The sequence below is a fragment of the Jeotgalibacillus malaysiensis genome (assembly GCF_044789845.1).
GTDB lineage: Bacteria > Bacillota > Bacilli > Bacillales > Jeotgalibacillaceae > Jeotgalibacillus > Jeotgalibacillus malaysiensis_A.
The window spans coordinates 2013664-2033927 of the sequence record NZ_CP085252.1 but is presented as its reverse complement, the minus strand read 5'-3'; the positions used below and the strand labels follow the sequence as shown (position 1 = coordinate 2033927).

At 41.5% G+C, this 20264-nt stretch carries 25 protein-coding genes; 22 read left to right on the top strand and 3 right to left on the bottom strand.

The window, feature by feature from the left end; genetic code table 11:
* Nucleotides 1–26: 26 nt before the first annotated feature.
* Nucleotides 27–407, bottom strand: a complete 381-nt coding sequence (locus tag LG330_RS10955; RefSeq protein ID WP_404403760.1) for a rhodanese-like domain-containing protein — start codon at nt 405–407, stop codon at nt 27–29.
* A 383-nt stretch (nt 408–790) separates the two neighbouring features.
* Between LG330_RS10955 and LG330_RS10950 the strand changes: the two genes are divergently transcribed.
* Nucleotides 791–3340: a vitamin B12-dependent ribonucleotide reductase gene (locus LG330_RS10950; protein WP_404403758.1), complete on the top strand. Its 2550-nt coding sequence runs from the start codon at nt 791–793 to the stop codon at nt 3338–3340.
* 72 nt (nt 3341–3412) lie between these two features.
* On the opposite strand, the gene LG330_RS10945 is transcribed toward LG330_RS10950, so the two are convergent.
* Entirely contained in the window at nt 3413–3799 is a 387-nt protein-coding gene (locus tag LG330_RS10945; RefSeq protein WP_404403756.1) for an SA1362 family protein, read from the bottom strand.
* Between the two features lie 35 nt (nt 3800–3834).
* On the bottom strand, nt 3835–4779 hold the full coding sequence (locus LG330_RS10940) for a DUF1385 domain-containing protein (RefSeq protein WP_404403754.1): 945 nt from the start codon (nt 4777–4779) through the stop codon (nt 3835–3837).
* Between the two features lie 170 nt (nt 4780–4949).
* Between LG330_RS10940 and LG330_RS10935 the strand changes: the two genes are divergently transcribed.
* The 21 genes from LG330_RS10935 to LG330_RS10835 all read left to right on the top strand — a co-directional run bounded on the left by LG330_RS10935 (nt 4950) and on the right by LG330_RS10835 (nt 20220).
* On the top strand, nt 4950–5411 hold the full coding sequence (locus LG330_RS10935; protein ID WP_404403752.1) for a YqhR family membrane protein: 462 nt from the start codon (nt 4950–4952) through the stop codon (nt 5409–5411).
* Between the two features lie 60 nt (nt 5412–5471).
* The gene (gene aroQ / locus LG330_RS10930; RefSeq protein ID WP_404403750.1) at nt 5472–5930 is read left to right on the top strand and encodes a type II 3-dehydroquinate dehydratase; all 459 of its coding nucleotides are present in this window, start codon (nt 5472–5474) and stop codon (nt 5928–5930) included.
* Nucleotides 5917–6975 carry a M24 family metallopeptidase gene (locus tag LG330_RS10925; RefSeq protein WP_404403748.1) on the top strand — a complete coding sequence of 353 codons (1059 nt, stop codon included), beginning with the start codon at nt 5917–5919 and terminating at the stop codon, nt 6973–6975. Before aroQ ends, LG330_RS10925 begins: the two co-directional genes overlap by 14 nt.
* Nucleotides 6976–7078: 103 nt before the next feature.
* A complete protein-coding gene (gene efp / locus LG330_RS10920; protein ID WP_404403746.1) occupies nt 7079–7639 on the top strand; it encodes an elongation factor P in 561 nt (186 codons plus the stop codon).
* A gap of 99 nt (nt 7640–7738) precedes the next feature.
* Nucleotides 7739–8611, top strand: coding sequence for an ATPase, T2SS/T4P/T4SS family (locus tag LG330_RS10915; protein ID WP_404403744.1), 873 nt, complete (start codon nt 7739–7741; stop codon nt 8609–8611).
* Nucleotides 8608–9108, top strand: a complete 501-nt coding sequence (locus LG330_RS10910) for a stage III sporulation protein AB (RefSeq protein WP_404403742.1) — start codon at nt 8608–8610, stop codon at nt 9106–9108. The genes LG330_RS10915 and LG330_RS10910 overlap by 4 nt, the downstream gene beginning before the upstream one ends.
* 18 nt (nt 9109–9126) lie before the next feature.
* Entirely contained in the window at nt 9127–9333 is a 207-nt protein-coding gene (gene spoIIIAC, locus LG330_RS10905; protein ID WP_404403740.1) for a stage III sporulation protein AC, read from the top strand.
* A gap of 8 nt (nt 9334–9341) precedes the next feature.
* A complete protein-coding gene (locus tag LG330_RS10900) occupies nt 9342–9755 on the top strand; it encodes a stage III sporulation AC/AD family protein (RefSeq protein WP_404403738.1) in 414 nt (137 codons plus the stop codon).
* Entirely contained in the window at nt 9756–10859 is a 1104-nt protein-coding gene (locus tag LG330_RS10895) for a stage III sporulation protein AE (protein ID WP_404403736.1), read from the top strand.
* Between the two features lies 1 nt (nt 10860).
* Nucleotides 10861–11358, top strand: coding sequence for a stage III sporulation protein AF (locus LG330_RS10890; RefSeq protein ID WP_404403734.1), 498 nt, complete (start codon nt 10861–10863; stop codon nt 11356–11358).
* A 14-nt stretch (nt 11359–11372) separates the two neighbouring features.
* Nucleotides 11373–11936, top strand: coding sequence for a hypothetical protein (locus tag LG330_RS10885; RefSeq protein WP_404403732.1), 564 nt, complete (start codon nt 11373–11375; stop codon nt 11934–11936).
* Between the two features lie 12 nt (nt 11937–11948).
* The gene (locus LG330_RS10880; protein WP_404403730.1) at nt 11949–12494 is read left to right on the top strand and encodes a SpoIIIAH-like family protein; all 546 of its coding nucleotides are present in this window, start codon (nt 11949–11951) and stop codon (nt 12492–12494) included.
* 209 nt (nt 12495–12703) lie between these two features.
* Nucleotides 12704–13198 (top strand): acetyl-CoA carboxylase biotin carboxyl carrier protein, encoded by a 495-nt coding sequence (accB, locus tag LG330_RS10875; RefSeq protein ID WP_404403728.1) that lies wholly within the window; start codon nt 12704–12706, stop codon nt 13196–13198.
* Between the two features lie 16 nt (nt 13199–13214).
* Entirely contained in the window at nt 13215–14576 is a 1362-nt protein-coding gene (accC, locus tag LG330_RS10870; protein ID WP_404403726.1) for an acetyl-CoA carboxylase biotin carboxylase subunit, read from the top strand.
* A gap of 12 nt (nt 14577–14588) precedes the next feature.
* Nucleotides 14589–15002, top strand: coding sequence for an Asp23/Gls24 family envelope stress response protein (locus LG330_RS10865; protein WP_404403724.1), 414 nt, complete (start codon nt 14589–14591; stop codon nt 15000–15002).
* Nucleotides 15003–15175: 173 nt separating this feature from the next.
* The gene (gene nusB, locus LG330_RS10860; RefSeq protein ID WP_404403722.1) at nt 15176–15577 is read left to right on the top strand and encodes a transcription antitermination factor NusB; all 402 of its coding nucleotides are present in this window, start codon (nt 15176–15178) and stop codon (nt 15575–15577) included.
* Nucleotides 15578–15596: 19 nt separating this feature from the next.
* A complete protein-coding gene (gene folD, locus LG330_RS10855) occupies nt 15597–16442 on the top strand; it encodes a bifunctional methylenetetrahydrofolate dehydrogenase/methenyltetrahydrofolate cyclohydrolase FolD (RefSeq protein WP_404403720.1) in 846 nt (281 codons plus the stop codon).
* A gap of 71 nt (nt 16443–16513) precedes the next feature.
* Complete coding sequence (xseA, locus tag LG330_RS10850; protein WP_404403718.1) at nt 16514–17875, top strand: exodeoxyribonuclease VII large subunit; 1362 nt, start codon at nt 16514–16516, stop codon at nt 17873–17875.
* The gene (gene xseB, locus LG330_RS10845; RefSeq protein WP_404403716.1) at nt 17862–18095 is read left to right on the top strand and encodes an exodeoxyribonuclease VII small subunit; all 234 of its coding nucleotides are present in this window, start codon (nt 17862–17864) and stop codon (nt 18093–18095) included. The genes xseA and xseB overlap by 14 nt, the downstream gene beginning before the upstream one ends.
* The gene (locus LG330_RS10840) at nt 18092–18970 is read left to right on the top strand and encodes a polyprenyl synthetase family protein (protein WP_404403714.1); all 879 of its coding nucleotides are present in this window, start codon (nt 18092–18094) and stop codon (nt 18968–18970) included. Before xseB ends, LG330_RS10840 begins: the two co-directional genes overlap by 4 nt.
* A 662-nt stretch (nt 18971–19632) precedes the next feature.
* Nucleotides 19633–20220, top strand: a complete 588-nt coding sequence (locus LG330_RS10835; RefSeq protein WP_404403712.1) for a hypothetical protein — start codon at nt 19633–19635, stop codon at nt 20218–20220.
* Nucleotides 20221–20264: the final 44 nt, after the last annotated feature.

Genomic DNA, 20264 nt, shown 5'->3' with positions numbered 1-20264 from the left:
TCAGGAGGCTCTTCTTATGATTTAAATTATTTACGTTTAATTTTACCTGTCCACTTTTTAAAGCCGCCCTGTAGCTGATAAAGGTCTTTTACGCCTTTTTTGTGTAGCAGCTGTGCTGCACGTCCACTTCTCATACCGTTCTGGCAATAGATATAAACCGGCTTATCAGCACGGATTTCACCAAGTCGCATTTTCAGTTGTGATAATGGAATATTTCTTGCTCCTAAAATATGACCCCCGTCATATTCTTTTTGCTCACGGACATCAATCAATTGTGCTTTACGGTAACCTGCTTTAAACTCTTCTTCAGTTAACGTCTTCAGAATTTTTTTCTGTCTGAAGTAAGTGAAAACTGAATAAAGAATAATGGCTACAAGCACAATGATCAGTACATATAATGACTCCAAGTTTTTAACCCCTTTCTATCTCACACTATTCTTTATTATAGTAGCCGGCTCTCATAAGTTCAAAGAAAATTATCAGATTTGTGATCAGTTTTTGACAAGTTCATGGACATCACTTGATGAAAAAGAACAAGTATGAAATCATTTCAAAATGACAAATTTCCAATATGTTTTCTTAAATTCTCTAAGGATTCATCTGTTTTTCTCTGTTTATTGGATTTGACATAAATTTTGCAATTGACACAAAAAACTATATATTGTATGAGTGGTAAAAATCTAAACACAATATGTTGTGTTTTTTGGTTTGAGGGTATATATTATTGGTAATACATACAGTAGTTATTACTTAACCTGCTGTTTATTAAGGATATATGTCGAAAGGGGAAATGAAAGTGGCCCAATTATCAGCATCAGCGCCAGCACTAAATAAAGAAAAATTAAATGAGGACATTCAGTCTTTCGAAGTGGTTCACCCGATTACAGAAGACATGACGCTGACACATACAGGTGTTTCAAGGCTCGTCATGTTAGACCGCTATGCGTTCAAGGACACTGAAAAGAAAACGCTAAGCGAGGGAGATTTTGTCGTACTGACTGTCAGGGAGGATCCGAAATTCCCGGCTCGCGGACTTGGCTTCATTAAAGAAATTGACTGGGAAAAAGGTGTCGCTTCAGTTCAGGTGGAAGATGAATTTAAAAATTCACTGGATACACCGAAAGAAGTTGAATCGGGTATTATTGTCCGGTCACTTGACGTCATTGAAAAACCGCTTGAAGTATACTACGAGCAGATTGCACTTAGAAATGCGACAGGCCTTGCATCTGTTGAGAAAACTGAGGAATTGCAGAAGGAATGGACAGAGAAGTTTTATCGTGAACTTTCAAGCATGAGATTTGTTCCGGCTGGCCGCGTGTTATATGGTGCAGGGGCAAAAACGGATGTAACGTTCTTTAACTGTTACGTTATGCCTTTTATTCAGGATTCAAGAGAAGGTATTTCAGATCACCGTAAGCAGGTAATGGAGATCATGAGTCGCGGTGGTGGTGTAGGAACGAATGGTTCAACACTGAGACCAAGAAACACACTTGCCCGCGGAGTAAACGGAAAATCATCAGGGTCTGTATCGTGGCTCGATGATATCGCGAAGCTGACTCATCTTGTTGAACAAGGTGGTTCAAGACGTGGGGCACAAATGATTATGCTCTCAGATTGGCACCCGGATATTATTGAATTTATTATTTCTAAAATGCAGAACCCTAGAATTTTAAGATTCTTACTAGAGACAACAAACGACGAATTCATTAAAAAAATTGCTCAGGAAAAGCTTAAATTCACACCGCTAACTGAGCAGGAAGCAGCAATGTATCAAAGCATTGTCAACTACGAAACCATCGAAGGCTTTGGTGGATTTAATCAGGAAATAATTAATGATGCAAAACAGAAGCTTGCTGAAGGCGGCAATTACTCTGTTCACAACCCGGACTTCCTGACTGGTGCGAATATTTCTGTCTGTCTGACTGATGACTTTATGAAAGCTGTGGATGAAGATCAGGATTACGCACTGAGATTCCCACATGTAGAAGCATACTCTAAAGACGAAATGGCTCGTTATAATGCAGAGTGGCATGAAGTTGGAGATGTGCGTAAGTGGGAAGAACAGGGTAATAAGGTCAGAACTTATCGCACGATCAAAGCAAAAGAGCTTTGGAATCTGATTAATATCTGTGCAACTTATTCTGCTGAGCCTGGTATTTTCTTCATTGATAATGCAAACGACATGACTAATGCAAAAGCTTACGGACAGCAGGTTGTAGCTACAAATCCTTGCGGAGAACAGCCACTTGCACCATTTTCTGTGTGTAATCTTGCTGCTGTGAACCTTGCAGAGTTTGCAGATAAGAAAAACAAAACAGTGCTTTTTGACAAGCTGAAAGAAACAGTCGCAACAGGTGTTAGAATGCAGGACAACGTGATTGATGCTACACCTTATTTTCTTGAAGAGAATAAGAAACAGGCGCTTGGGGAGCGTCGTGTAGGTCTTGGTGTCATGGGGCTTGCAGATCTTCTGATTTATTGTGAAAAGGAGTACGGTTCAGAAGAGGGGAATCAATTAGTAGATAAAATCTTTGAAACGATTGCTGTAACGGCTTATGAAACATCTGTTGAACTTTCTAAAGAGCGTGGCTCATTCCCGTTCCTAGAAGGTGATACAGACGAAGAAACAAAGCGTCTGAGAGAAGCATTTATTAATTCCGGCTACATGAAAAAAATGCCTGAGCAGGTCAGAGAGGGTATTCTTGAAAGTGGAATCCGCAACTCGCACCTACTTACAGTTGCGCCAACAGGCAGCACAGGAACAATGGTGGGGGTAGCAACAGGACTTGAACCATACTTCTCTTACACTTATTACAGAAGCGGCCGTTTAGGTAAGTTTATCGAAGTGAAAGCAGATATCGTTAAAGAATATCTGGAGTTAAATAATAAAACTGAGGGTGAAGAACTGCCGTCATTCTTTGTAACTGCAATGGAGCTTGCACCAGAAGCACACGCTGATACACAATGCGTAATCCAGCGCTGGATTGACAGCTCCATCTCAAAAACAGTGAATGCGCCAAAAGGCTATTCTGTTGAGCAGGTTGAAAGCGTGTATGAGCGACTTTATCGTGGTGGCGCTAAGGGTGGAACAGTATACGTGGACGGTAGCCGTGACAGCCAGGTGCTGACATTAAAGGCTGAAGAAAATACAGAACAAAAGCCAAGAGAAAAACAGAATGTGGTATTAATTGATACCATTCAGGATCTGAGATCAACTAACGTAACGATCGGATCTGAAGTCGGCAACACATGCCCGGTCTGCCGCAAAGGAACAGTGAAAGAAATCGGCGGCTGTAACACATGTACAAACTGTAATGCACAGTTGAAGTGTGGGTTATAAATATTGCTAAAAGGCCTGGACATTGTCCAGGCCTTATTTTCATCAAAATAAAAACACCTGATTGCTCAGGTGCTAAAGGGTCATTCGCTTTTTCTTTTTGCCTTTTTTACCTTCAATTACTGTCAGCTTCGGTCCATTCAATCTTGCAGCACCAGCTTTTTTAGCAGGCTTTCTTTGAGATTGATTTCGTTGTGCGGGCTGAATTTTTCTGACCTTTGAAGGCTTTGCTGGCTGATATTTCTTTTTTGACTGACGGACAGCTTTTTTATAAGCACTGTTTTCCTGACTGTTACCTCTGCGAGACATTACAAAACGGTAAATACCAAAGATAGCAGCAGCAATCAGTGCGTAAATCAGGATCATTCTAAGTAAAGAACCCGGTTCAAATAAAATCATTGAAATTAATCCAAACGCTCCCAGACCAATAACGGCATAGAAAACGATACTTTTAACATTCAATGCAGCCACCTCCCGCAGCAAACCTTTTTATTAGTTTAGACAAGTGCAGCTTTTTTTAAACCTTTTTCAGCCTCTTCCTCCATTTCAAGCATCTTATTAAATGAAGCAATTGCGATTTCTACCTGATCATCCTTAGGCTCTTTGGTCGTCAGTAACTGCAGCCACAGCCCGGGGTAACCCAGGAATTTCAGTACCGGAATGTCACGCACTCTGTTTGTGATCTGCAATACTTCAAAAGAAATACCAAGTACGACAGGAATCAGTGCGATCCTGTTTAGAATCCTTGCGGTTAATGGCTCAGTCGGGACAAGTAAATAGACAAACATGCCGACAATAACAGTAAAAAGAATAAAGCTTGATCCGCATCTGTAATGTAGTCTTGACTGGGACTGAACATTTTCAACCGATAGTGGCAGGTTATTTTCATAAGCATTAATCACTTTATGTTCTGCTCCGTGATATTGAAAAACACGCTTGATCAATGGCGTCAGTGAAATAAAGTAAATATAAGCTAACAGCAGAATCACCTTAAATACACTTTCAAGCATGACCTGTCCAACATCACCAGGTACTGCAAAACGGAATAGTTCTGCTAAAAACACTGGTATTAACGTAAAGACAAATTTCCCGAATAAAAATGACAGAACACCAATAGCGGCAATACCAAAGACCATCTCAAGCTTGGATGATTTCTGCTCCTGCTGAACCTTTTCATCCTCTTCAGGCAGCACGTCATACCTTTCACTTGAGAAGTTCAGGTGCTGTGTGCCATTTGCGCTTGCTTCAATCAGCGCGATAATCCCTCTTAAAAAAGGTATTTTTTTCAGCTTCTGAAAAGTAGGGTTTTGTTTTCTCGGAAGGTCGAAGTATTCTATTGAATCATCTTTCCTTCTAATTGCAGTAACTGTATGACGTTTACCGCCAAACATAACGCCTTCCATTACTGCCTGTCCGCCGTAAGCGGGTTTTTGATTTTTCATTTTTACACCAGCCTATTCCTTACATTCCAATATTCAATCATTCAGCTAAAGCTGATCATAAATAAGGTAATTTTAGTTTACTAAAAAATCTGCCATTCTTCTACTATCCGGCGCATGGAATAACGTATTTAATTCAGTGGCATAATGGGTGATAAAAAGGAGAGATCCAATTGGAGTTTCCCACAATTAAAAGATTTACACTCGCCATCTATACGTCTATCGCAGGAGCGCTGATATTTTACAGTATCTACAGAATTTATGTCTTCTTTCATTTTATCGAAAAAGATCTGCTAAAACCCGACTTTTCTTACATTGCTGAAGATTTTCAAAGCAGCTGGGTCACTGAGCTGCTGTTTTTAGGTATGTTACTGATGTCTTCGTTTATCTGGGCATTGATTTATTATATGTTTTTTAAAAACAGTCATACAGTTTATCCGAGTATTATTTTCGGACTGTTTATATTAGGTGTGCTGCTGCTTCTTGGGTGGTTAAATGACTGGCGTATTGATCCGGTTGCACTTGAAGTAAGGACGATCGTCTCTCTTCATTCATTATTTATCTTATACGGTTTGTTTACCGGCTATTCGATTTCCTATCAGGAACCGTATAGAGATAAAGATTCAAAACATTGAACGGCGATTATGTTACAATTTGTTTGTGTGACGAAGTAAAGGGCAAAGGAGTGAACTGCTGTGAATCAAATTTTATTGCTTAACGGACCCAATCTCAACAGACTGGGAAAAAGAGAGCCTGAAATTTATGGTACAGACACACTTGAATCGATTGAGCTTCACCTGGCTTCAGTCGCTGAAAGGCAAGGTTTTATCATAGACGCAAAGCAGTCTAATCACGAAGGTGAATTAATTGATGCGCTGCATCATGCCGAGGATCACCAATACAAAGGGATTATTTTTAATCCTGCTGCTTACACGCATACAAGTATCGCACTAAGAGACGCGGTAGCAGCGATTTCAATTCCCGTTACAGAAGTGCACTTATCCAATATCCATGCACGGGAACCTTTTCGACATCTGTCCATGATCGCAGCTGAAGCAATTGGACAAATTTCAGGTTTTGGTGTGTATGGATACGAAATGGCTTTAAACGCCTTAATTAAACATGTAAAGGAGAATCATCATGAGCAAAATTGAAAAATTAAGAAATGAAATAGCGGGCACTGCTGATGGCATTTTAGTCACCAGCCCATATAACCGCAGGTACATGACGAACTTCACCGGATCTGCAGGCGCTGTACTGATCTCAGCTGAAAAAGCAGTCTTCATTACAGATTTCCGTTATACGGAGCAGGCTGAAAAACAAGCCGAGGGCTATGAAGTAGTAACTCATAAACAACCAATTATTAAAGAGATTGCTGACCAATGTGAAAAGCTAGGCATTAAAAAGCTTGGAATTGAATCAGATCATCTTGTATTAAGTACATATAAGCAATATGAAGAACACATTCATGCAGAGCTGATCCCTTTATCAGGAACGATCGAAAAACTGCGCTTAATTAAATCAGCAGATGAAATAAAAATTATTAAAGAAGCAGCTGATATTGCAGATGCAGCATTTAAGCATATTCTGGATTTTATTCAGCCGGGCAGAACTGAAATTGAAGTATCAAATGAGCTTGAATTCTTTATGAGAAATGCTGGTGCTGTATCGTCATCATTTGATATTATCGTTGCCAGCGGTACACGTTCAGCACTACCGCACGGAGTAGCGAGCAGCAAAACAATCGAAAAAGGCGATTTTGTTACACTGGATTACGGTGCCCTTCATAAAGGTTACGCATCTGATATGACCAGAACGCTTGCGGTTGGTGAACCTGACGAAAAGCTGAAGGAGATCTATCAGGTAACACTTGATGCCCAGCTTAAAGCGATGGAAGAAATCAAACCTGGACTGACAGGTAAAGAAGCTGATGCAATCGCGCGTGATTATATTACTTCAAAAGGTTATGGTGAATACTTCGGTCATTCACTTGGTCACGGTCTTGGGATGGAAGTGCATGAAGGGCCGGGTCTTTCTTCAAGATCTGAGACGAAACTCAAAACAAATATGGTCGTTACAGTTGAACCTGGCATTTACCTGCCTGGAATCGGTGGAGTCCGGATTGAGGATGACACAGTCATCACTGAAAATGGAAACGAAACCCTGACTCACTCGACAAAAGATCTGATTATCCTATAAAATAAATAAGATCAATGAAAATGGACGTTTACTTTTTACCGGAAAATCAATACAATTACTATCGGTAAACAGGGACATTTTCCAAGAAAACGGAGGAATAAAAATGATTTCAGTTAATGATTTTAAAACAGGTTTAACAATAGAAGTAGATGGCGGAATCTGGCGGGTAATGGACTTCCAGCATGTGAAGCCTGGTAAAGGTGCAGCATTTGTTCGTTCTAAGCTGCGTAACCTTCGTACTGGAGCAGTTCAGGAAAAAACGTTCAGAGCTGGTGAAAAGGTTGCCAAGGCTCAGATCGATAACAAACGTATGCAGTATTTGTATGCAAATGGAGATATGCATGTGTTCATGGATAACGAATCGTATGAGCAGATCGAACTTCCTGCAGCACAGATTGAATATGAGTTGAAATTCCTTAAAGAAAACATGGAAGTACAGATTATGATGTATCAGGCTGAAACGTTAGGTCTGGAGCTTCCAAACACTGTAGAACTTGAAGTAACAGAAACTGAACCTGGTATTAAAGGTGATACGTCAAGCGGTGGCTCTAAGCCCGCAACAGTTGAGACAGGACTGACTGTCAACGTACCTTTCTTTGTAAATGAAGGTGACAAGCTGGTTATTAACACAACTGACGGGTCTTATGTATCACGCATTCAATAATCCCACTGTAACTGTCCATTAAACCGGGCAGTTTTTTTTATTCCGCATAATGTAACCTTCTCTTCAATAAGATAGTCGTAAAACACGAAGGAGACCCTCATGCATCAAATATTCTCGTTCCTTCCGGATCATATAGCTGAAGAAGTGATGGCGTCAGCAGGCCCGTACCTTGAATCTGTAAATGAGATCAGGATCAGAAAAGACAGACAGATCGTATTGAAAATGAAAGATGGTTATCAGACGATCCGTTATATGACTACTGAGGAAGACTGTCACAGGCTCCTTGAAAAAGTATCTGATCACTCTGTTTATTCAATAGCAAAAGAACTTTCAGAAGGATTTATTACTGTAAAAGGCGGACACCGGATCGGCGTTGCCGGAGAAATGACGGAAAGCTTGAATCATGTGCCTACATTCAAGTATATTTCGTCATTTTCAATCCGTATCGCACGTGAATTTGTAGGCAGTTCAAACGAAATTATGACTGAAATCTGGCGTTCAAATAACCGTCAATGGCCCCATATTCTGATCTTTGGGCCACCAGGGAGCGGAAAAACCACCTTTATTAGAGATGCTGTAAGGTTTGTCTCACAGGGGGATAAACTTATACCGGCTAAAACGGTTTCCTTAATAGACGAACGATCAGAAATTGCCGCCTGTTATCAGGGGGTGCCCCAGCTGACTTTTGGAGAGAATATTGATGTATTGGACAAGTGTCCGAAAACACGCGGGATGAAAATGATGCTGAGAGCGATGTCTCCTGACACAATTGCGGTCGATGAAATTGGTGGAGTTGCAGATGCGTTAGCGGTAGAGGAGGTTATTTCTGCTGGGGTGAAAATGATGGTGACTGCCCATGCAGAATCATCACAGGAGTTAAAGCAGAAAAAAGAGTTGGCCTCTTTGATGAATCTGACAGATCTTATTTTAGTCAAATGCAGTAAACTGAATTATCAAATTGATGCCGGATGATTTATTCAATCGGGACAGTCTGTATCATATTAGGCTTTACACTTGAGGGTATGAGAAGGGCTTCATTATTAATCAGAAGAAGGCAGCTATTGCTTGAGTGCTTGAGACTTTGCAAATGGATGGAAAGAGAAGTCTCAGATCGCAGAACATCTATTACTGAAATGATTGATGCACAATGTGAATCAGGATCAACGCTGAGTGACTTTTTACGGCAGGTCCAACATGATATGGCTACTGCCCCATTTCATCTTGTTTGGAAGCAGAACGTCTCCAGGTATTTTAACTGTTTAAAAAAAGAAGATCTTAACTGGCTTGTAAAAGTAAGTGATGCATTTAAAAATATTCATATAGATTCAGTGGAGAAAGAGCTATCGTTTACAATTTCTGGTATTCAGGCGAGATATGAAGAAGCACTTGAGATGGAACAGAAGTTTGTAAAGATCTACAGAACGATTGGTTTTATGACCGGATGTATTGCAGTGCTGCTGCTTATTTGAAACCAGGAGAGATCGCGGGTGTATATAGATGGAGAAACGCTTTTTAAAATTGCCGGTATTGGCCTTGCAGTTGCATTTTTATATACAGTGCTTGAACAGGCAGGGAAAAAAGATTATGCGCAGTGGCTTGCATTTTTTGGAGCAATGTATGTGCTTTATATTGTTATACAGGCGCTTGGTGATTTTTTTGAAGCTGTCAGATCAATCCTTATGTTTTACGATTAAGGATTAACATGCAGGAGCTACTGGTTACAGCCGGTATTTGCTTTTTAATCGGCTTTTTGGCGCTGCTTTTAAAGGAGCGATCGCCTCTTATTGCAATGCTGCTTGCATTTTGCGGGGGTGTGTATCTGGTTAATGAGCTTATGACTAAAATCAGAGAAGCCTCTTACCTGCTCACACAACTGACGGGATATGTACCAGGACTGCATCAGTACTCAATTGTTTTATTGAAGGTACTTGTGATCGCGTTTGTATCAGAGATCTGCATTCATCTTGTCAAACAGCTTGAACAGCCACTTTTAGCAATGATCATAGAATGGACAGGCAAGCTGTTAATATTAACAATTGCTTTTCCGGTTTTTATTGAGCTGCTCGAACAAATATTTCAGTTATTGCCTGATAATATGATGCAAGGAAGGCGCTAAATGAATGAGCATCAGGAAGTAGAGACACTGATAAAAAATCAGCTTGAACAGCAGGACCATACTGAATGGACAGGTTACTGGAAGGAAATACGTGATTCCTATGGTGATTATCTTCCCGATTCAAGCAATACCTCGATATGGGACGTTATGTTTTCTTTTGATGAAGGAATATGGGGATGGGTCCAGGGGCTGATCGCCTATTCAATGGTGCAGGTCACTGATCATCTTCATTTGATTTTTTGGTTAGTTTTATTATTACTCTTAAGCTCTTTTATCCATGTGATCGAGCAGTCATTCAATAGTAGTCAAGTAGCCTCAGTCAGTCCGCTCATATTAATGGGACTAGTGTTAATTACAATCACTTCAAGCGTCCAGTTGATGCTTGAAGTCATATTTGAATCACTTCAGACCACAGCTTCTTTTTTAAACGGTCTTCTGCCATTATATATCGCGTCCATTACACTCTCAGGGGGACCCGCTACCTCAGCAGCATCATTTCCAATTCTGCTTGCCATGGTTTATGTCATTACTTTTTTGATGAAATCTGTGATTATACCCTTATTTATTTTTTCGATCTTCTTCGATCAGCTGAATTGTTTATCCGACCGTTACAGCATGGGAAAAGTAGCTGCGCTTTGCAGACAGGCAGGACTCTGGATACTCGGTGTAACTGCTGTGACATCAGTTTCGATCTTATCCATTCAGACTTCTGCCGCAGCTGCAGCTGATGGAGTGGCAGCGAAGTCAGTCAAAACTCTTGCAGGGACGATGCTGCCATTTGTAGGGAAAGTGGTTTCTGATACAGCTGACCTTGTTATGACATCCTCTATGCTAGCAAAGAACATGATCGGAGCTGCAGGCGGATTTATTCTGATTCTTATCGTTTTATTTCCTGCCATTAAAATGCTGGTCATTGCAATTATGTACCGTCTGGCTGCTGTCATGATGGAGCCTGTAGCAGGCAGTAGATTGACAGAAGCTGTGGATGCTGCAAGTAAGGGGATGTTTCATCTCGCTGCTGCACTGCTGCTCACGAGCTGCATTTTCTTTATTTCTATTATTGTCGTGATGTTTATCAGTAATATCCCAATTATGATTCGCTGAGGTGAGGCGTATACAATTTCTTGCAGAGTGGGCAACGGGGCTCGCGGTGTTGATCCTGCTGGTTCTGGTTGCTGAAATATTGACGCCGACTGATGCCTGGAGGCCGTTTATCAAGTTTACAGCAGGGCTGATCTTTTTATTTTGGTTCCTTAATCCAGTGAAACATCTGATTAATGATGCTGAGTCATTCACGATTTCATTTCCTGACAAAATTGAGAAATGGGTTACGGAAGAAAAAATCAGCGGTGAAGCAGTAATTGAACGCATGTCAGCTGATCAGACTGCATACATATTAGAACAAAGTGAACAAAGTCTTCATCCATTAATTGAACAAGCATGCAAATGTGAGATCCAGTCTGTTCAGGTCAACAGTCAGGGTGAGGAATATGAAGTAATCATATCAATGAATGGTGAGTATAAGGGGGACAGGGGAGAGCTCTTATCGGAGATTGCAACACTTCTTGAAATTCATGAAGAAAATGTTTTGATCACTGATTAACATTGGAGGACAGGATGAATAAAATTAAAGAAGCTGTTTTTTCATCAAGAGATCCAACATTTCAAAAGAAAATCCCGATTATCATTTTACTCCTCTTTATCGGAGTAATGATTCTGACTCAGGGCAAAGCGCCTGAGGAACCTGAGATTGTCGAGCTGGATTCATCTGATCAGACAGCTGAGATAACAGATCTTGAAAGACAGCTTGAAAAGAAAATCACATCCCTTTTAAAAAAATCACTGGGTACTTCAAAAGTCGATGTCATGATTACGCTAAGCAGCGGGGAAAGATTAATTTATGAGCGCAACGAATCAATTCAGCAGGATAATGGTGAAGAACAAAGGGACAACCAGCAGTCTGTATCCGGAAGAAAATCCACAACATCAGAAGTCGTATTCGGACAAGCGTCACCGGGTGCGGAGCCGGTGTTAAAGTATGTTGAAAAACCCCCGGTTTCAGGCGTTTTGATCGCAGCTGAAGGTTCAGAGTCAGCGGGGGTTAAAAAGAGGATTGTTGAAGCGGTTTCTAAAGCGCTCGATGTGTCTACACACAGGGTAGCTGTCATACCATACGAATAAGGGGATGAACAAATGCTGAAAAAACAAACTGTCTGGTTGCTGACAATGATCGGTCTTGTAGTGGTACTGTCAGTATATTATGTCATGTCACCGACCTCCCAGACCGCGGTTACATATGAGGATGCTGAAGTTGTCAGCAGCGAGGATGGGGAAGAGTGGGTATTTGAAGATGAAGTTGAAGTATCAACGGAGTCTTCCGCGGAGGATCTGTTTAACGTACTGAGAATGGAAGTGCAGGATGAAAGAAGCGCACTGAAGGAACAGCTGACATCTAAGGTCGCTTCAGCTGACTTCTCGGCAGCAGAAAAGGATGAAGCCTATGAAGCAATGGAAGAGCTTAACAGACTCGAGTCAAAAGAGAAGCTGATCGAAACAATGATACGGGCCATGGGCTATGAAGATGCATTGGTCAGAACAGATGAAGAAAGGGTTTTGATCACCGTAAAATCAATCGATCATGAACATTCAAAAGAAGCAGCTAATGAACTCGTTCAGCTCGGACGCAGAGAAATGGGCGAAAATACTTTCGTATCGGTAATGTTTGAACCAGCTGAATGATAAAAATGCTCTTAAAGCCACTCACTTGAGGCTTTGAGAGCATTTTTTTATGTGTGAAAATGAGTTTTAGCGTAATTAATCTGTGTTACAATCAGATTTATGAAAGCGTTTTATCTTGTCTTTTCTTGGCTGTCTTGAATTTTGGTCAAGTATTAGCGTATGATAATAGCAGCTGCTGCTAATTAATTTTCGACCAGGGAGTGTAAAATATGTTAAAAGTACAAGAGATCAGAGAACTTATCAAATTAATCGACCAATCCTCAATTGATGAATTTACATATGAACAGGATGGCGAAAAGCTTAAACTTAGAAAACAATCAAAACGATCAGTAGAAGTCCAGCCTGAAACGGTGAAAGAAGAAGTGCCTGTACAGCATACTGAAGAAGTAAAAGCACCTGTTAAAGCTGAAAAGCAGCCTGAACCGGTAAAAGAAAAAACTGCAGCGCCTGAAGCTGACCATGAAAACACGACTGAGATTAAATCACCTATGGTTGGTACATTTTACGAGGCTTCTTCACCTGATGCAGGGCCATTTGTTAAAGTAGGTTCAAAAGTTACAGCGGATTCGACTGTATGTATCGTTGAGGCAATGAAATTATTTAATGAAATCGAAGCTGAAACTGAAGGGGAAATTGTCAAGATCCTCGTTGAAAACGGACAGCTTGTAGAATACGGACAGCCTCTATTTCTTGTTAAAAAGTAGTTAGGAGAGAATACGTATGATAAAAAAAGTATTGATTGCTAATAGAGGAGAAATTGCAGTACGTGTCATTCGGGCATGTAAAGAAATGAATATTGAAACGGTTGCTGTATATTCTGAAGCGGATAAAGAGGCACTGCATGTTCAGCTTGCAGATGAAGCTGTATGTATTGGACCTAAATTGTCCAAAGACAGTTATCTGAACTTCACTAACGTTATTTCTGCAGCAAAGCTGACAGGCGCTGATGCGATTCATCCTGGATATGGATTCCTCGCTGAAAATGTGGATTTTGCCGAACTGTGCAGAGACTGCAATGTCACTTTTATCGGACCAAGTCCAGAGGCGATTTCCAAAATGGGGACAAAAGATGTAGCGCGTGAAACGATGCGCGCGGCCGGTGTACCGGTTGTGCCTGGCTCAAAAGGAATTATTGCATCAGTTGAAGACGGGCTGTCACTTGCTGAGGAAATGGGTTACCCTGTCATCATTAAAGCAACTGCCGGTGGAGGCGGTAAAGGAATCCGCGTGGCAAAGAGTAAAGAAGACCTTGAAAAAGGCATAAAAGCCACTCAGAGAGAAGCCGAAGCAGCATTCGGTAATCCGGGTGTCTACATAGAAAAGTTCATTGAAGACTTCCGTCACGTTGAGATTCAGGTTATGGCTGATACACACGGACAGACTATTCACCTTGGTGAGCGTGACTGCACAATCCAGAGAAGGCTGCAGAAGCTGCTTGAAGAAACGCCATCTCCAGCACTTGATCAGGAAGTCCGCGAAAGAATGGGTGATGCTGCTGTTAAAGCTGCAGAAGCTGTCGGTTACACAGGCGCCGGAACGGTTGAATTCATTTATGACCATAATGAGAAGTCGTTTTATTTTATGGAAATGAATACACGAATCCAGGTTGAACACCCTGTAACAGAAATGGTGACAGGTGTTGACCTGATCAAAGAACAGATTAAAGTTGCTTCTGGTGAAAAACTCAGTATTTCACAGGAAGAGGTTACATTTACCGGCTGGTCGATGGAGTGCAGAATTAATGCTGAAAATCCTGAGAAGAACTTCATGCCTTCTGCAGGAAAAATCACAATGTATCTGCCGCCGGGCGGACCAGGTGTAAGAGTGGATTCAGCTGCATATACTGGTTATGAGATTCCGCCGTATTATGATTCGATGATCGCGAAAGTGATTACGTACGGAGCTACCCGTGAAGAGGCGATTGCGAAAATGAAGCGTGCATTATCTGAGTTTGTAGTTGAGGGCGTTCATACAACGATTCCATTTCATTTAAAGCTGTTAAGCCATGATGTATTTACAGGTGGAGACTTCAATACGAAATTTCTTGAGAAGTATGATATCATGACAAAAAAGGCTGATTAAGAGGGGGATCATATGACTGCTGAAAACGAAAACAATCTATTGCAAATGAGCAGCATTGCACAAAACCAGCTTGGTAAAGTTGAAATTGCTCCTGAAGTAATTGAAGTCATTGCTGGTATTGCTGCATCAGAGGTAGATGGAATTGCTCAGATGAGAGGGAATTTTGCATCTGGTGTTGCAGAGAGACTAGGAAAGAAAAATCACGGTAAAGGAATTAAAGTAGAACTTGCCGATGAAGGAATTGTACTAGATGTATACTGCACTGTGAAATTCGGTGCAGCGATTCCGGAAGTTGCACAAAAGCTTCAGGATAATATCCGTCAGACGCTCCTTAACATGACAGCACTTGAAGCGGATGAAGTGAATATTCACGTAGTGGGCATTCAATTTGAATCAGCAAAGGCTGAAGAAGACGATAAAGAATAACAGAGGGCAACAGCTTAAAAAGCTGTTGTCTTTTTTATGCAGATCGTGTAAGCGTATACGTTGATCAATTTTTCATAATTCCTGTCATGAAGAGTTAGTAGGAAGCTTCATTTTATGCTATGATCTTTTTATGACATGGATTTTATGCAAATAGAGAAGGAGTTAAACCTGAAATGAAAAGAAGAACGGCCAGAGAGAAAGCGCTGCAGGCGTTGTTCCAAATGGAAATGAATGAAATGACGCCGGAAACAGCGATTGATAATATTCTGGAAAACGAAAAGCACGATGATTATTTAACAGACCTGGTAGAAGGTGTGAGCGGCCATCTTTCTGAAATTGATCAGGTCATACAGAACCATCTTGAAAAATGGAAGATCGAGCGCCTTGCAAGAGTAGACCGCAACATTCTGAGAGTTGCGCTGTATGAGCTTTTATATAAAAAAGATGATGTGCCTCATAATGTGGTTCTAAATGAAGCGGTTGAAATTTCAAAGCGTTTCGGTGATGAAAAATCAAGCAAATTCGTGAATGGACTTCTTTCGAAGGTAGTGTCTAACTTACATTCACGTGATTGAATCACGGGAGGAAATTTGAATGTCAGCTGAAATGATTGATGGTAAAAAAATTGCTCAAGAGATGAGAGAGCAACTGAAAGTTAGGATTGAACAATTAAAGCACGTAAAGCCCGGACTCGCAGTTGTTTTAATTGGGGACAACCAGGCGTCAAAAACGTATGTCTCCATGAAGCAGAAAGCGTGTGAAAATCTCGGTATTTACTCTAAACTGATTAAATTGTCAGATACAGTGAGGGAATCAGAACTTCTTGATATTATTCAGGAGCTGAATGAAGATCAGGCGATTCATGGAATTTTGGTTCAATTGCCGCTTCCTGACCATATCAGTGAAACATCAGTGATTGAAGCGATTCACCCCTCAAAGGATGTCGATGGGTTCCATCCGATCAATATAGGCAGACTGCAGGCGGGCGGGGAAGCGTTTTACCCGTGCACACCAAACGGTATTATGAAAATGCTTGAATTCCATGGCATCGACCCAACAGGAAAACATGCAGTCGTGGTTGGGAGAAGTAATATCGTCGGAAAGCCTATGGGACAGCTTTTACTTAATGAGAGTGCAACCGTAACCTATTGCCATTCCAAAACATCAGACCTGAAAAGTTATACACAACAGGCGGATATTCTAATTGCTGCAGTTGGTATTCGTAATATCATTACCGCTGATCATATTAAAGACGGGGCAGTGGTCATAGATGTTGGCATGAATCGTGATGATAATGGGAAATTATGTGGAGATGTTGACTTTGAACAGTGCAGACGCAAAGCAACAGCGATCACACCGGTTCCCGGAGGCGTAGGGCCAATGACCATTACAATGCTGCTATTTAATACAGTTGAATCAGCTGAGCGTTTTTCAAGATAACATAAAGTATCAGCTTGGCGGTTCCGAAATAGTTTTTTCGGAGCCGCTTTTGCACATTTAGGAGTGTTCAAATGTCCACATCAAGATACTTAACAGTCAGTGCATTGACTAAATACATAAAAAGAAAGTTCGATGCTGATCCGCATTTGTCAGGTGTGTACATTAAAGGTGAAATTTCAAACCTCAAGCAGCCTTCAAGCGGGCACATCTACTTTACACTGAAAGATCAGAAAACCAGAATTAGTGCAGTCATGTTTTCATCTGCAGCAGGATCCCTCAAATTCAAGCCTGAAAACGGCATGGAAATACTCCTCCAGGCTGACGTATCAGTATTTGAATCCAGCGGGCAATATCAGCTCTATGTCAAAAAAATGGAGCCTGATGGCGTCGGTGCCCTCTACCTCGCTTACGAACAGCTGAAAGAGAAACTCCAAAAAGAAGGGCTGTTTGACCGGAACAGAAAAAGAACACTGCCACCTTACCCCGAAAATATTGGTGTCATTACTTCTCCGTCAGGTGCGGTCATCAAAGATATTATGACAACCGCTCAGAGAAGATATCCAATTGCCTCTATCCGCTTGTATCCATCTTCGGTTCAGGGAGAAAAAGCTGTACCTTCCATATTAGAAGCGCTTGACAAAGCAGCAGGCGATTCTTCTTTAGACCTTTTAATTATTGGCCGGGGCGGGGGGTCTATTGAAGAGTTATGGGCTTTTAATGATGAGCGGATCGCGAGAAAAATCGCTTCCTTTCCTGTTCCGGTAATATCGGCTGTAGGTCATGAAACAGATGTGACAATTGCTGACTTCGCTGCGGATCTGCGTGCGCCAACGCCGACTGCTGCAGCTGAAATCGCAGTGCCTCATATAGAAGAAGTAAGAGAGCGGATCATGAGCATGGAAGTCAGGGCTCACAGAGCAGTCTCACAACAGCTTCAAAATAAAAAGCAGCAGCTGAAAAAACAGACAGATTCAATCGTTTTCAGGAAGCCTGAAAAAATGATTGAACCACATGCCCAAAACTTAGACAGACTGAATGAACGCCTGTACAGAGAAAGTGCGATGATCATTCAAAAGGCTGAAATAAAAAGGGAAAGAATACATGAGAGGCTGATCAGACTCAACCCGGTAAACCAGATTGAACGCAAAAAAAATAATCTTGAGCGTTTAATGGACAGGCTTGAAAACACGACAGCAAAAAAGGTGAATTCAGGCAGACAGCGGTTTATCCAGGCAACAGCATCACTTGAAGCACTCAGCCCGTTAAAAATTATGAATAGAGGCTATTCTTTAGTCTTTAATGAATCGAATGAGCTTATTAAAAGTAGCAGTCAGGTTGAAAATGGAGATAAAATCAAGGTATCACTTCAAACAGCAGATTTAATCTGTTCAGTGGACAAAAAAGTGGAGCGTGATCAAGATGGCGAAAATTGAAAAATACTCTTTTGAAGAAGCGATGGAAGGTCTTGAAGAAATCGTGGCAAAATTGGAAGAGGGAGATGTACCTCTTGAGGAAGCAATTGATTACTATAAAAAAGGTGTAGAACTCTCAAAGCTGTGTCATGAAAAACTTCAAAGTGCAGAAAAACAGCTGGCAGTAATGATGACTGAAGAAGGCGAAACTCCAATTGATCCGGAGGAGTTGTCTGAATGAATGTACTGGGACATTTCACAAGCTTTCAAAAAAGCAGGGTAGAGGAGGAATTGCTCATTGCCGTTCATTCTCTTGAAGCCCCTGAATCATTGAAGGAATCAATGTTGTACTCTTTAAAAGCCGGTGGAAAAAGAATCCGGCCGCTTTTACTGCTTGCTGTAATGGAAACGTTCGGTAAAAGTACGGATGAAGGGCTGAAAACTGCTGCAGCACTTGAAATGATTCATACCTATTCACTGATTCATGACGACCTTCCAAGTATGGATGACGATGATCTGAGAAGAGGAATGCCGACAAATCATAAAGTATTTGGTGAAGCAGTCGCTATCCTTTCAGGAGATGCACTGCTGACAAAAAGCTTTGAGATGGTAGCTGATTCTACCTTTGATAACCAATCTAAGATCAGGATCATTTCTATGCTTGCAAAAGCTGCAGGTGCTGAAGGGATGGTAGGCGGCCAGATCGCTGATATTGAAGGTGAAAATGCAGCATTATCACTCGAACAGCTTGAATCTGTGCACAAAAGAAAAACGGGCAGGCTGCTTGAATTTGCTGCTGTAGCAGGTGGTGTAATCAGCGGTCTTGAAGAAGCTGAACTGAATAAACTGCGTCTATTCGCTGAGCATATCGGACTTGCGTTTCAGATCAGAGACGATATTTTGGATATTGAAGGGAACGAAAATGAAATAGGTAAACCTGTTGGCAGTGACGAAGGAAGACATAAGAGTACTTATCCGGCCATACTTGGTATGGAGAAAGCGAAGCAGAAGTTAAATGATCACCTTTTACAGGCGAGAGAATTGCTTTTTGAACTGCATCATGAACCTGCACTGCTGCTCGAGTTAACTGAATTAATCGGCAGCCGGAAAAACTGAGTTTATCACAAGACATGAGAAAAATGAATATGTTATACTTCCTTCAATGGGTGGTGCAGTATTCTAGTCAGTCCGCCGTTTCCGAAGGTGGGCCTAAAAATCCACTAAAGGGCATATCGATGAAGTTCCTGGTTTAGGCTTGAGGCGCCCAGCTTTGGGCTTTTTCTGGGAGTAAGGTTTGCGGGCGATCCACAATGGCATGTGGGCGATGACCCGCTTACCGCGGAGGCTTTCATTTACAGCTGGCATAAAGCATATGCAGGTGAATGATTGTATAACCCTGTGGAAGTGATGACAATCAGCCGCAGCGTAGCCTGCCTTGAGTGGAAGGTGAGGGGATTATGGTTACAGAGAACACATTAGTTGGCCATTAATATGTTCTTTTCAGTCCGTATGAAATCCCTTCTGCAAAAGAGGATAAGGAATCAGGATCAGGGCTGCCGGGGAAATCCCCTAGACTGTACGCATACGTGTTCAGAGGATTAGAGTGCGGACTAAGTGGTAATCCAGTCCGGCAGTGGGGAACCCTGCCGAATTCGGTATAATGGGAAACCGCCAGTATGGCAACAGCTGGTGTCGAATTGGGAAAACCTACTGGACCTAAGCCGTAATGTTAACTCTGATCACGACCACCCCTTTATTTTTGTTAGGTGTGATATAAAGTGAACAACTTCTTACATAAAACAATAAAGTGGAGTGTTACGATAGCCGTTATCACAGGTGTGTTAGCGGCTATTTTTTCACTTCTTTCGACAAGTATACTTAATCAGGTAAACTGGACTGTAGGACTCATTGTCGTATTGATCATTGTCATAGTCGGTGTCTTCTTTGACATGCTTGGAATTGCAGCTGCTGCTGGTGAAGAAAAGCCATTTCACGCAATGGCTGCCAAAAAAGTCTATGGCGCAAAGCATGCCCTCAGAATCGTCAGAAACGCAGACCGTTTTGCAAGTTTTTGTAACGATGTAATAGGGGATATAGCAGGTATAATCAGTGGGGCTGCTGCGGCAATTGTAATTATCCAGCTGGCAAATGAGCTTCAGCTTGGTCAGGGTTCACTGATAGAGAGTTCAATCAATATTGGTCTGACAAGCCTGATCGCAGCGTTAACGGTTGGTGGTAAGGCAATGGGGAAGTCCCTTGCGATCACTTTTTCCAGAGATATCATATTCAGGGTAGGAAAAACCCTACAATTTCTTGAGGAAAAACTACACCTTGTTATAATAAAAGATACAAAGAAAACGAAATAGAATTCAATCTGGGGATCAGCGGACTTGATATGTAAAAGTCTCTC

What these genes read in the sequence shown, in the direction of transcription:
- LG330_RS10950 (WP_404403758.1), top strand. Translation starts at nt 791, where the DNA reads ATGAAAGTGGCCCAATTATCAGCATCAGCGCCAGCACTAAATAAAGAA.
- LG330_RS10940 (WP_404403754.1), bottom strand. Translation starts at nt 4,779, where the DNA reads ATGAAAAATCAAAAACCCGCTTACGGCGGACAGGCAGTAATGGAAGGC.
- LG330_RS10925 (WP_404403748.1), top strand. Translation starts at nt 5,917, where the DNA reads ATGAGCAAAATTGAAAAATTAAGAAATGAAATAGCGGGCACTGCTGAT.
- efp (WP_404403746.1), top strand. Translation starts at nt 7,079, where the DNA reads ATGATTTCAGTTAATGATTTTAAAACAGGTTTAACAATAGAAGTAGAT.
- LG330_RS10915 (WP_404403744.1), top strand. Translation starts at nt 7,739, where the DNA reads ATGCATCAAATATTCTCGTTCCTTCCGGATCATATAGCTGAAGAAGTG.
- LG330_RS10910 (WP_404403742.1), top strand. Translation starts at nt 8,608, where the DNA reads ATGATTTATTCAATCGGGACAGTCTGTATCATATTAGGCTTTACACTT.
- LG330_RS10900 (WP_404403738.1), top strand. Translation starts at nt 9,342, where the DNA reads ATGCAGGAGCTACTGGTTACAGCCGGTATTTGCTTTTTAATCGGCTTT.
- LG330_RS10895 (WP_404403736.1), top strand. Translation starts at nt 9,756, where the DNA reads ATGAATGAGCATCAGGAAGTAGAGACACTGATAAAAAATCAGCTTGAA.
- LG330_RS10885 (WP_404403732.1), top strand. Translation starts at nt 11,373, where the DNA reads ATGAATAAAATTAAAGAAGCTGTTTTTTCATCAAGAGATCCAACATTT.
- LG330_RS10880 (WP_404403730.1), top strand. Translation starts at nt 11,949, where the DNA reads ATGCTGAAAAAACAAACTGTCTGGTTGCTGACAATGATCGGTCTTGTA.
- accB (WP_404403728.1), top strand. Translation starts at nt 12,704, where the DNA reads ATGTTAAAAGTACAAGAGATCAGAGAACTTATCAAATTAATCGACCAA.
- accC (WP_404403726.1), top strand. Translation starts at nt 13,215, where the DNA reads ATGATAAAAAAAGTATTGATTGCTAATAGAGGAGAAATTGCAGTACGT.
- LG330_RS10865 (WP_404403724.1), top strand. Translation starts at nt 14,589, where the DNA reads ATGACTGCTGAAAACGAAAACAATCTATTGCAAATGAGCAGCATTGCA.
- nusB (WP_404403722.1), top strand. Translation starts at nt 15,176, where the DNA reads ATGAAAAGAAGAACGGCCAGAGAGAAAGCGCTGCAGGCGTTGTTCCAA.
- folD (WP_404403720.1), top strand. Translation starts at nt 15,597, where the DNA reads ATGTCAGCTGAAATGATTGATGGTAAAAAAATTGCTCAAGAGATGAGA.
- xseA (WP_404403718.1), top strand. Translation starts at nt 16,514, where the DNA reads ATGTCCACATCAAGATACTTAACAGTCAGTGCATTGACTAAATACATA.
- xseB (WP_404403716.1), top strand. Translation starts at nt 17,862, where the DNA reads ATGGCGAAAATTGAAAAATACTCTTTTGAAGAAGCGATGGAAGGTCTT.
- LG330_RS10840 (WP_404403714.1), top strand. Translation starts at nt 18,092, where the DNA reads ATGAATGTACTGGGACATTTCACAAGCTTTCAAAAAAGCAGGGTAGAG.